This window comes from Flavobacterium hauense (genome assembly GCF_054457175.1).
Window position 1 is genome coordinate 1 of record NZ_JBTKVX010000019.1, and the last position, 12,248, is coordinate 12,248.

Genomic DNA, 12,248 nt, shown 5'->3' on the forward strand with positions numbered 1-12,248 from the left:
CTTACGGCTCGGGTCGTCGCCTTTCTTTTGAAAACCCTTCATCTAACGATGAAGGGTTTTTTGTTGTATAACCTTTTGTAAAATGGTATTGCAATGTATGGAGCCACGATAGCTATCGGGGTCTCGTCGCCTTTGCTGCGCCTGTTCGGCTAAAACCTCAGGTTTGCGATTCAGCAATAATAATAAAGATGTTTGTGCTACCTTATAGAACCCGACTGTATGAACATATCAAGTATAAACGGCACGAATCCTTTCTATACGTAACGATATAAAATACTAAAGGCTCCAAATGGAGCCTTTAGTATTTTGTGAGTTGTCAATTAGAATCTGTAACCTAAGTTAAAGTCACCCCTAAAAATAGCATCCGGAGTACTGTCGTTGCCACCAAGTGTTCTTGCGCCACCCACGAGTAACTCGAAAACAAAGCCGCTTCGGTTTATCCATTTCCATCCCAAAGAGATTCCGACTGCTCCACAGCTAAAGTCTTTTCTAACGTCGCTTTCGGGAGTTGTTGCATCATAATAATCCATTATATCCTGTCCGCTTACGTATTTCCCGAAGCCTTCCACAAAAAAGCCTTTTGCTCCATATTCTTTTGTCTCCTGAAAGTAGAAACGGGCAAATGGCGTGACAGAAAATTTTTCAGGATAGTCATTGCTCTTGTGGTCAAAATTGTAAAGTACAGAGGCTCCAAAAGTGAAATCTTCAGAAAAGATGTATTCATACGTGCCCTCCGTAATACCACCTGCCAACAGCTTAATTGCACCGAGCTTTACCTCGTGCTTTTTTTCAATGATGGAAGGAGATGTGTCGACTTTTGTTGTCGTAGTTGTCGTGACGGTTGTTGTCTGCTGTGCATAGCTGCAGTAACCCAGAGTAAGGGTTAAAAGAAGAATGATTTTTTTCATAGTAATGGTTTGGTTTCTTACAAATCTAAATGATTCTTCGGTATAACGCAGTCTATGATGTTAAGATTGTGTGAATAAAGTAATTAAACAAGAAAAGGATGCGGTTAAGCATCCTTCATATGTATTTATTTCCTGTGAATTAATTTGTCTTTGTCCTTTTGTCTTGCCACAAAAGGACCAAAAAGGCACGGCTGAACTCCTTAGGCTAAAAATTATTTCATTCAGCTAAACCATCCGAACTCGTTTCGCTCAAACAGCGGATGCTTCTTCACGCTTCATTCATAATTTTCTTTACGCCACAGAGTTTAATGCCGTAGCTTCATTCAGATGTGTTGTGACTGCAAACGGAACACTGCCTATTGCTCTAAATCCTCATCAGCGGAAAGCGCGTTCCATCCCCTTGCTTTAAGTGCAATTTGGGTATTGGCACGGGTCACAAGATTGATGCCTGCGCTTTCTTCAGTCATGTGACCGATAACCGTAAAGTTAGGATTGCCTTTTATCTTGTCGTAATCAGCTTGCTTGATGGTGAACAGCAGTTCGTAGTCTTCGCCGCCGTTAAGGGCAACGGTAGTAATGTCGATGTTGAATTCCTCGCATACATTGATAAGCTGTGGGTCGACCGGAATTTTTTCTTCATACAGGCTTGCACCAAGGTTTGAGTTCTTGCACAGGTGAATAATCTCAGATGATAATCCGTCGGAAACATCGATCATCGACGTGGGTTGTATTTCAAGTGCTTTTAAGATGGCTTTAATGTCTTTACGGGCTTCCGGCTTTAGTTGGCGCTCGATAAGGTAGCTGTAAGCGTCTAAATCAGGTTGATTGTTCGGGTTTACCTGGAACACCTGCTTTTCGCGCTCCAATACCTGAAGGCCCATATAAGCAGCACCTACATCTCCGGTCACGATCAACAGGTCGGTACTTGAAGCACCGTTGCGGTACGTAATATCTTCGGCATCGGCTTCGCCAATGGCAGTAATGCTCAGTATCATCCCTTTTTGCGAAGAGGTGGTGTCACCACCAATGATGTCTACACCATAAACCTTGGCAGCGTGCTTCATACCGTCATACAGTTCATCGAGAGCCTCAACCGGGAAACGGTTAGATACTGCAATAGATACTGTGATCTGGGTAGGATTGGCATTCATTGCGCAGATGTCGCTGATATTTACCACGACTGCTTTGTAACCAAGGTGCTTTAGCGGCATATACGCCAGGTCAAAGTGTACGCCTTCCACCAAAAGGTCGGTAGAGACAACAACTTTTTTATCTTTAAAATCAAGCACAGCGCCATCATCTCCGATGCCTTTAAGGGTAGAGGGTTGTGTTGTTTCTATATTTCGGGTAAGGTGCCCTATAAGGCCAAATTCGCCCAGCGCAGATAGGCTCGTGCGCTGCTGGTTTTTATCTTCGATCATTTTCTTTGAGGTTCTGAGGGACTTAGGTCCTGAGTTGCTTAGGCTGCAAAGGTACGACATAGTCATAAAGTTAGAAAGTCTAAAGTCGCAACCTGCAGTTTTTTTGAAATCCTCTAAGTTTATAAAAAGGGATGGCCTGCAAGGTTTCAAAAACCTTGCAGGCCTTTTAGCGGATTGACATCTAATCTATTTCCGGGACGACGGCATCGCACCAGTAGTCTACAATTTCCTGTAGTGTTTCTTTTAGCTGATCCATATTGCTTGTTTTGTGGAAATATCCCTGTATGGAACGCTTAAAGGCTTCTTCAACCGTATAGCCGTTGCCTACAGTAGTAAAGAAAATGAAAGGTACTGTCTTTTCGGTGAGGTAAGGGTCTTTCAGGATTTCGTCGCGCAGTTCAAAGCCGTTCATTCGCGGCATGTTGATGTCGGAGATTACCATAAAAGGTTTTATGTCTTCCTTTTTAAGGAAATTAAGGGCTTCAGTACTGTCGCCTAAGAGTATAATTTCGTTGGGCAGGCTAAGGCTACTAAGGATATCTTCAAATATTAGCCTGTCATCTTCGTCATCATCAATGATGATTATAGGTCCGTCTTTTTTCATTATAGCAATTTTATAGTACAAAGGTATTGCCTGCACAGGCGGGATGCACGAAGATTAGGCTTTCTATAACAAAAAATCCCCCGCCACGGCGAGGGATTTAGGTTAATACTATAGTTCCTTATTGGGGAACTTTAGCTGCTTTCCAGTATTCGATGATCTTTCTGATCACGTCCCTGTACTCGTCATAATCGCTAATCTTGGTAAAGAAACCCTGAGCTGCTTTTTTGTAAGCGGTCTTGATCGTTTCAGGATCGCTTGCCGTACTAAAAAAAATGTACGGTACAGTCTTGTCACTCAGGTTAGGGTCGGCAAGCACAAGGTCGCGTAACTCATAGCCACTCATCTTCGGCATGTTAATATCCGAAAAGATAAGGAACGGAGAAGTGTCCGGTCTGCTTAAGAATTCCATTACCAATGTGCTGTCCGGAAGGATTATTACCTCATTCTCATATCCCAGATCCTCGATCACTTCTTTCAGGATATCGCCATCTTCTCTGTCATCTTCAATAATAATAATCTGTCCGTCTTTCTTCATATGTTACAAGATTTTAATACGGTAAAAATAAAAAGTTAAAACTTAAATATTTGTTATTAGGGGTGTAAGAAGTTGTTAAAATTAACAGAAACTGATCTTAATAACTGTTCTTAGATTACTTAAGCCATTTTATCTCTGTCCTTTTGTCTTGTCACATAAGGACCAAAAAGACACGGCTGAACTCCTTGGGCCTCACCCCCGGCCCCACTTCCAAAGGAGAGGGGAGGGAGGACGGTTATGCTTTGAATTTTCGGAAGGACTTGGATCACTTCGTAGATGAGATTATTGTAGAATTACCAATTATTAAGCGCAAAAAGTATACTATCAATCCAGCTTTTAAATCTTGGACATTTCTCAAGGATTTTATCAATACCAGTATTATCAGCTATTTCAATCCCATCAATAACCTTTACATATTTTTTTCCGTCAGCTTTATAAATTGCTTCAAGCCTTTTTGATGGAGCACCATGCTCAGATCCATTTATATCCTCGATATTGTTGTAATCTTTATAAATCTCTAAAATGGCATTTTTTATATTGTCACTTTCAAAATAAAAACCATTTTCAGGGCTTGAAAACAATAAAGTTTCCATTTCGTGTTTTTGAATATAAGGGATAAAAAAGCGATAGTTCATTTTGTTTTGAACTGATTCATTTAGTTTTTGTTCTAATAGAAATATCCTGTCGTCAGTTAAAGCCAAGGCTAAAGATTCTAAATATCCGGGTATTTTTGTTTCACTATTTAATCTAAAGTAATCAATAAGAGTAGTAATAATTGGTTCGCCATTGTATCTCATTACTGGATATACAGTGTTTATGAAATGTTGAATATTATTAAATCCGTGTCCTCCACCACTCATTGAAATTGCTAAACCTTGGATGTGAGAAAAAATTCCTTGTGAATTAAAATAAGGAATTAAAATTTTGTTCACGAATTCAAGTTCTGTTTCGCCTTCAACTATAAAATACAAATCTCTCATGGTCTTCCGCCAATTACATTTTTAGCCCATAAATCACCCATGTTATATTCATTTATCCAATCATTTAATTGGGTGTGATCAAGACGGCGAAAATCAGATTGATTATCTTTTCTGTCAACAGTTACTATGTCATCAGATTCAAAATTGTTTACAAGATTTATTGACTGAGTTGATAATATGATTTGGCTAGAAGCAGAAGCTTTTTTGATAATACCAGCTAATTTATTTATTGCGAATGGATGTAAGCCTAATTCTGGTTCGTCGATAATTATTGTCTTAGGTAAGTTTGGTTGCATTAATAATGTAGCTAATGCTATAAAGCGTATTGTTCCGTCAGAGAAATGTGTTGCGTTGAAATAATTGTCGGGATGGTTTTTCTCTATCCATTCCAATGTTATCATTGAAGGGTTTAATCTGTCTGGCTTTAAATCAAATCTGTCGAAAAAAGGAGCAATTGAATTTATAAGTTTCTCAATTTTTTTAAAACTCTTAGGTTCTATTTGTTGTAAGTAATATAAAAAAGCGGGAAGATTACTTCCGTTTTCTTTTAGATATACGTTATCATTTATTTGACACATACTTCTTAATGGAGCATCTGTACTCGTGTCATGGAAATGATATATTTTGAAAGATTTTAGATAGAGATTCACCCATGAAGCTATGCCTTGTGTGCTATCCTTTATAATACTTTCTTTTGCGTTTCCATTTATTTTATTCCATTTCCAGCCGTATCCATAAAACTCAGGTTGGCCTCCCATACTTTTATTGAAATAGGTATTTTCGTTTAAAATAAAAAGTTTATTATCATTGCTTGGTTGTAAGTGAAAACTATATGCATTTGTTTCTTTAAATTCTATATATGCATATATGAAATCAGTATTTCTTCTCCCAAAGTATAGAAGATTATCTACTCCTTGGGTCAGGGAATAATTTTCTAATCGTTGCTCGTAAATAATGTTTAAGAGTTTAAAAAAAGATATAAAATTGGATTTTCCAACACCATTTGAACCAATAAAAACATTTATTGGTTTTAATTCTAAATCTAATTCCCTAATTGATTTATAACCTTCTATTTTTATCTTGTTGATCATAGTGATTCTTAATATTCAAACTTACAAAAAAAACCCGGCACATCTGTACCGGGTCATTCGTAATTTATAATTCGTAATTAAACTAGTCGTTCAGTTTCAATACCGCCATGAAAGCTTCCTGCGGGATCTCTACGTTACCTACCTGACGCATACGTTTTTTACCTTTCTTCTGTTTTTCAAGAAGCTTACGTTTACGGGAGATATCACCACCATAACATTTTGCGGTAACGTCTTTACGTAGTGCCTTAACGGTTTCACGCGAAATTACTTTTACCCCGATAGCTGCCTGGATAGGAATATCGAACTGCTGGCGTGGGATAAGTTCTTTTAGCTTCTCACACATCTTTTTACCGATGTTGTAGGCATTGTCTTCGTGGATAAGGGCAGACAGTGCATCTACCGGCTGTGCGTTTAACAGTACGTCAAGACGTACAAGTTTCGATGTACGCATCCCGATAGGCGAGTAGTCAAACGAAGCGTAACCTTTAGATACTGTTTTAAGCCTGTCGTAGAAATCGAATACGATCTCTGCAAGCGGCATGTCGAAGTTAAGCTCAACACGCTCAGTAGTCAAATAGGTCTGGTTCGTTATCAATCCGCGTTTTTCAATACAAAGGCTCATTACGTTACCAACAAAGTCAGATTTGGTAATGATCGTTGCTTTAATATAGGGCTCCTCTACATGGCTCAGTTTAGATGGCTCAGGAAGGTCGCTTGGGTTGTTAACGATAATAGGGTTTTCCGGATCTTTCTTAGTGTACGCAAGGTACGATACGTTGGGAACCGTAGTGATCACCGTCATATCAAACTCACGCTCCAGACGCTCCTGGATAATTTCCATGTGAAGCATTCCAAGGAATCCGCATCGGAAACCAAAACCAAGTGCTGCAGAGCTTTCAGGAGCAAACACCAGTGAAGCATCATTCAGCTGAAGTTTCTCCATAGAGTTACGAAGCTCTTCGTAATCCTCAGTGTCTACCGGATAGATACCGGCAAATACCATCGGTTTTACGTCTTCGAAACCACTTACCATGTTTTGGGTAGGGTTTTTAGCATCGGTAAGTGTATCACCTACTTTTACTTCTTTTGCTTCTTTGATACCTGAGATAAGGTAACCAACATCGCCGGTACCTACCATTTGTTTAGGAACCTGGTTCAATTTTAGCGTACCGATCTCATCGGCATAATATTCGTTGCCGGTAGCCATGAATTTAATCTTCTGGCCCTTAGTGATCGTTCCGTTCTTAACCCTGAATATAACCTCGATTCCACGGAACGGGTTGTATACCGAGTCAAATATAAGCGCCTGCAAAGGCTCATCCGGGTCACCTTTTGGTGCGGGAATACGCTCAATGATGGCAGCAAGTATTTCTTCTACCCCAAGCCCGGTCTTACCCGAAGCAGGGATGATGTCTTCCAGCTTACAGCCCAAAAGGTCTACGATATCATCGCTTACTTCTTCAGGGTTGGCACTCGGAAGGTCAATTTTATTTAGTACCGGAATAATTTCCAGGTCATTTTCTAAGGCAAGGTAAAGGTTAGATATCGTCTGCGCCTGAATGCTCTGTGCCGCATCTACAATAAGAAGCGCACCTTCGCAGGCAGCGATAGAACGTGATACCTCATACGAGAAATCCACGTGTCCGGGAGTGTCAATAAGGTTCAGGATGTATTCCTCACCTTTATATGTGTACTCCATTTGTATGGCGTGGCTCTTGATCGTGATACCTCTTTCACGCTCCAGGTCCATGTTGTCAAGCAACTGTGCCTGTTGTTCACGTTTGGTTACCGTTTGGGTAGCATCAAGCAGTCGGTCGGCCAGGGTACTTTTACCGTGGTCAATGTGGGCAATAATGCAAAAATTCCTAATATGCTTCATCTTCGTCTGTTATCATGTTTTATGCGCTATTTCTCCTGAAAGATATAGCTTCTGTTCTCCCACGTATGCAATACACGTAAAGGTAGCAAATTTAATCGGCAAATATAGTTTAAACTTAGTGAGTTGCAAGCGGCTGGGCCAAATAAAAAAACAGCATTCGGTTGGGGGCGTCCGCATGCTGTTTGTATGTTTTTAGTAATGGTAATTTTGTTGGAAGAAGCATTTATAATCATTCGGATTTGATTGGGGGCGTTCAAAACCTGATTGTTAAATAATCCTTAAAAACTACGTGGCAAAACAACAACAAAAACCAATACAAAAACTATGGTTGGTTATTTTTTTCAGGATTTAATGCAAATCGCAAAACTATATCGTTATAGTTGAAATATTTTTATAGTAAAATACTGCTAATGTGGTCTTTAATGGCCTGTTTTAAATCAAATTCATTTCAGAAAAATAGTACATTTAATCCGACAAAAAGCGTATTTATCCGTTGAAGCGTAAAACACTGTCAAATTTCGGTTAAATTTTGTGGATGTAAATCTGACGTTACGAATTGGTTTAAAATGAAAAGTGCATGGAGAAATATCCATGCACTGATCATAACCAATCAACCAATCTAAAAATTATTATTATCATTTAAGTCCCATCCTGTATATTGACAGGCAAATGATATAATGAATCTCTTAACTGTTACAAATATACGGCGCTAATCACTTGAAAATGAGAATTTACGATTTAATTTTTCTATGCATGCATATAAATATCTTATAGTGTCTTGTTATTAATACAAAAAAGCGCATGCTTTGGGGAACATGCGCCGGGAATAAGCAGTAAGCGTGGTCTAATAGTATTGCCATTCATTCGGGGGCATGGTATGGCGCTTCGTCTTAAAAATAATTAAAGGCTTTTAGAAAATACTGCTTCACTTTTTCTTTTTCATACTATCTTTTATAAGAACCTTATTTCTAAGGTTATATATACGCAGCTTCGATAGGCTTGGTTTCGGCAGATGTCGTTAAAATATTGTAATTTTGCCAAAAATGAAGAAGATGGTAAAGATTGGCAATATAGAACTGCCCGAATTCCCGCTATTGCTGGCCCCTATGGAAGATGTGAGTGATCCTCCTTTCCGCAGGCTTTGCAAAACACATGGTGCCGATTTAATGTACAGTGAGTTCATTTCCTCTGAAGGATTGATTCGCGATGCGATGAAAAGCCGCATGAAGCTGGATATTTTTGACTACGAACGCCCTGTGGGCATACAAATATTTGGCGGAGATGAAGAAGCGATGGCCCTTTCGGCTAAGATCGTTGAGGCTGTTAATCCTGACCTGGTAGATATTAACTTTGGCTGCCCGGTAAAAAAGGTAGTGTGCAAAGGCGCAGGCGCAGGGGTGTTGAAAGATATTGACCTTATGGTGCGCCTTACCAAAGCGGTGGTTAACAGTACACATCTTCCGGTTACGGTAAAAACCCGTTTAGGCTGGGATGATGATTCTATTAATATTAGTGAAGTTGCCGAAAGGCTTCAGGATGTGGGAATAAAAGCGCTTACCATTCATGGTCGTACCCGTGCCCAGATGTATAAAGGTGAAGCCGACTGGTCGCATATTGCACGTGTGAAAAATAACCAGCGCATCAACATTCCTATTTTTGGGAACGGCGATATCGACAGTCCTGAAAAGGCCTTAAAATATAAGAATGAATATGGTATAGACGGTATCATGATAGGCCGTGCGGCTATTGGTTACCCATGGATATTTAATGAGATCAAGCATTTCTTTGAAACCGGCGAGCATTTGCCTGCACCAACACTTGAAGATCGCGTAGAGGCTGCCCGCAACCACTTAATGTGGGCTATTGAATGGAAAGGTGAAAGGGTAGGAGTGTTTGAAACCCGACGCCATTATACCAATTATTTTAAAGGGATTCCTAACTTTAAGGAATACCGACAAAAAATGGTTACTCATGACCATGCTGTAGATGTCTATGCAGTACTTGATGACGTATTGGAGAAATTTGCCGATTACAGGCCGGTATAAAGTCCGGTAGCTATATAAAAATCAAAGGCCCCGCAATTGCGGGGCCTTTGATTTTTATATCGTCGTAATAAAAAGACAGTTGTTAGTTTTATTCATATATTTGAGTTAATCAACTAAATCAATTATTATGAAAAAGATATTTATATGTGCCGCATTGGCTTTGTCGCTGTCTGCGATGAGTGCCACGTTAGTTAGACAGACTGCTGCTGTAGAAAGCTTTACTTCGGACGAAAATACGTTAACTTCTATCAGCTTTACGGTTGAAAAAAACGGTGAAAAGGCAGAATATAAAATGAATACCGGCAGTGAAGCCGAATTTTTCAAGACAATGGATGAAGTTTTGGCATCGTATGCTGGGGAGACTGGAAAATTAAAAATTACGATGCAGGCTACAGTAAAGGTTGAAAATGCTGAAGTTGCCAATACAACTAAATCTGTAAAGGTTTCTGAAACATGTGATAGTAAAGCTGCGGTTGAAACAGGTAAGAAATTAAGGGAGCAACTGGTAGCGGCGTCTAAATAGTAAAAGAATATCATTATATAAAAAATGAAAGGCCTCGCAATTGCGGGGCCTTTCGGCATCCTACCTATGATGTCAACTAAAAAACATCAATACCTTCAGTGGAACTAATTTTTAATAAGCTTTAGTTTCTGCTGCCCACCATTTGCGTCTTCAATAGTTACATTATATACACCCGAAGACCAGGTTGTAGCATCTATAGCTGCATTTTCAGCAGAAACCGGTGTCCTGAACAACACTTTGCCTAACAAATCATAAACTACTATAAATCTGATCGTTTCAGAACTACTTATGTTAAAAATATTCTGAGTTGGGTTTGGATACAATACTGTTTTATTCTGTGCAAACTCTCCCACTCCTGCAGTAGTACAGTAATTATTTGGGTCGGTTATAGTCACAGTAGCAGTAGATGTAGCAATGTTGCCATTCACATCTGTAGCTGTTATTGTAACAGTTTGCTCACCTAAGTCGGCACATGTAAAAGTTGCCGGAGTAACTGACCATGTCCATGAACCAGTACCGTTTGCGCAAGCGTCTGTACTTCCGTTGTCAAATTGAGACGCTGTAAGAACTACTGTGGCATTTTCATCCACTGCAACAGTGCTATTTTGCAGTACAAGTGTTGGAGCTGTTGTGTCGTTTACAATAATGGTTTGTGTCTGGGTAGCTGTTGCTCCTGTAGTTGTCGTGTATGTCCATGTAATGGTTGTTGTACCCTGAGTTATAGGGAAAACGGCATCTGTTACAGGTGTTACTGTATTTCCGCAGCTGTCTGTAGCAACAGGAGCTGTAAGGTCGTTTTCATATAGGGCACACTCTGATGTTATATCTGCAAGAGAGGCAGGAGCAATTGTACATGGAATATCTAATACCGTAGAGAATCGCTGCGCATAGATCCTGTCTTCATCAATAGTTTTTTGTTCCGTAAAGGTTACTACCGCATGGTTGTCATAAGGTTTATGCAGAATTATATTCAATTTCGTATCGTTAAAAGTTGCAACACTGAAATAATGATTTGGCAACAGGAAGTTCCCGTTGTTATCTAAAAATACAGCGTTAAGGGTGTTTCCTGCTTCCATTAAGAACATAGGCTGGTCATTCAGCAGATAAAGATTGCCTGTATTAACCAGGTGGTTATTATCGATAGCGAACACTTCTTTTCCATGGTCGGTAAACTGCCTTGCTCCGGTAACTTTGTCAAACTTCTGGATGTACTGTCCTGCATTACCTTGTGCCGATCCGGTATAGGTAGCGGTTGTCCAGATGTATTGCGAACTATGATCAAAAGCGATTTCGGTATACATTTCAAAAAGGGTGGCATTAGTGTCGAAATCGATACCATTAAGTCCCCATGGCGTAGTTCCGTCAGGGTTTAGCCTTTGGGCGAATGAGTCAAAACGTGTTCCCGTTATAAGGGTATAACCATAGTAAATTACATCGCCATCGCGTGTTGAACTGTATGGGTTGTTGTAAGAGGTTTGCTTTTCACTCAATTGTGCGGGTACAGCCCACTGTGGTGTTCCGGTACTGTTATAACGCTGAGCATATAAAAGTGCACCCGTACCATTCGAAAGTCTTGTGTGAAAAGCCACGGTAACATCACCGTTAGCCATTTCAAACATATTATCTGTTACAGTTGTTTTGTTAGCATAGTCAGCCGAAGGAGATATGTCTACCGGGTTTGCCCATACAGGTATTCCTTCGGAGTCAAAACGCTGTAGCTTTCCTTTTCCTGCACCGGGTGACCAGCTTATGATCACTTCGCCATTGCTTAAAGGCAGAACTGTAGGTAAAACCCCTGTGCCTAAGTTAAGGCCTCCGGCCCAAAGCGATTCTCCAAATGTATTTATCTTAAAAACATATCCGTTGTTTCCTGCACCTGTGCTTGTAACAGCGATATAAAGATTGTCAGCCTTATCAATGGAAACTTTCCATTTAAAAGTGTAGGTGCTCATAGGGATGGTATTGTTTACCAGTATCCCTTCTGGGCCAAATTGTTTTTCACCGGCTGCATTTAAGTATTGTACCCTTAATTCATAGTTGGGAAAGGACAAAAGTTTTTTGTAATAGGCAATATAGGTTCCTCCGTTACCGGTGGCTATAGCCCTGGTGTCATTTGTGAGAGAGTTGTCTGCTAAAGTGTTTACGTCCTTTTGGTCTGTCCACTGAGCATTGGCATTCAATATGCCCATTACTGTCATTAGTAGTAAAAAAGTAAATTTTTTCATTGTATTCATAATAGTTTGTGTAGATGTCTCTACGTCA

General features: G+C 39.9%; 10 protein-coding genes. 2 read left to right on the forward strand and 8 right to left on the reverse strand.

The window, feature by feature from the left end:
• Nucleotides 1-320 precede the first annotated feature (320 nt).
• From ACX0HA_RS13535 to lepA, 7 genes are all read right to left on the reverse strand, one after another.
• The gene (locus tag ACX0HA_RS13535; protein WP_458845827.1) at nt 321-908 is read right to left on the reverse strand and encodes a hypothetical protein; all 588 of its coding nucleotides are present in this window, start codon (nt 906-908) and stop codon (nt 321-323) included.
• A 356-nt stretch (nt 909-1,264) separates the two neighbouring features.
• On the reverse strand, nt 1,265-2,329 hold the full coding sequence (gene thiL, locus ACX0HA_RS13540; protein ID WP_458845897.1) for a thiamine-phosphate kinase: 1,065 nt from the start codon (nt 2,327-2,329) through the stop codon (nt 1,265-1,267).
• Nucleotides 2,330-2,510: 181 nt separating this feature from the next.
• On the reverse strand, nt 2,511-2,933 hold the full coding sequence (locus ACX0HA_RS13545) for a response regulator (protein WP_458845828.1): 423 nt from the start codon (nt 2,931-2,933) through the stop codon (nt 2,511-2,513).
• Between the two features lie 118 nt (nt 2,934-3,051).
• A complete protein-coding gene (locus ACX0HA_RS13550; RefSeq protein ID WP_458845829.1) occupies nt 3,052-3,468 on the reverse strand; it encodes a response regulator in 417 nt (138 codons plus the stop codon).
• Between the two features lie 293 nt (nt 3,469-3,761).
• Nucleotides 3,762-4,448 carry a DUF4276 family protein gene (locus ACX0HA_RS13555; protein WP_458845830.1) on the reverse strand — a complete coding sequence of 229 codons (687 nt, stop codon included), beginning with the start codon at nt 4,446-4,448 and terminating at the stop codon, nt 3,762-3,764.
• The gene (locus ACX0HA_RS13560; RefSeq protein WP_458845831.1) at nt 4,445-5,539 is read right to left on the reverse strand and encodes an AAA family ATPase; all 1,095 of its coding nucleotides are present in this window, start codon (nt 5,537-5,539) and stop codon (nt 4,445-4,447) included. The genes ACX0HA_RS13555 and ACX0HA_RS13560 overlap by 4 nt, the downstream gene beginning before the upstream one ends.
• Nucleotides 5,540-5,621: 82 nt before the next feature.
• Nucleotides 5,622-7,418 carry a translation elongation factor 4 gene (lepA, locus tag ACX0HA_RS13565; protein WP_458845832.1) on the reverse strand — a complete coding sequence of 599 codons (1,797 nt, stop codon included), beginning with the start codon at nt 7,416-7,418 and terminating at the stop codon, nt 5,622-5,624.
• Between the two features lie 1,052 nt (nt 7,419-8,470).
• On the opposite strand from lepA, the gene dusB reads away from it, so the two are divergent.
• Together dusB and ACX0HA_RS13575 are read left to right on the forward strand one after the other, a co-directional pair.
• The gene (gene dusB / locus ACX0HA_RS13570) at nt 8,471-9,463 is read left to right on the forward strand and encodes a tRNA dihydrouridine synthase DusB (protein ID WP_458845898.1); all 993 of its coding nucleotides are present in this window, start codon (nt 8,471-8,473) and stop codon (nt 9,461-9,463) included.
• Between the two features lie 127 nt (nt 9,464-9,590).
• A complete protein-coding gene (locus ACX0HA_RS13575) occupies nt 9,591-9,986 on the forward strand; it encodes a hypothetical protein (protein ID WP_458845833.1) in 396 nt (131 codons plus the stop codon).
• Nucleotides 9,987-10,090: 104 nt separating this feature from the next.
• Here ACX0HA_RS13575 and ACX0HA_RS13580 read toward each other — a convergent pair whose 3' ends face one another.
• Nucleotides 10,091-12,211: a T9SS type A sorting domain-containing protein gene (locus ACX0HA_RS13580; RefSeq protein ID WP_458845834.1), complete on the reverse strand. Its 2,121-nt coding sequence runs from the start codon at nt 12,209-12,211 to the stop codon at nt 10,091-10,093.
• Between the last annotated feature and the right edge of the window lie 37 nt (nt 12,212-12,248).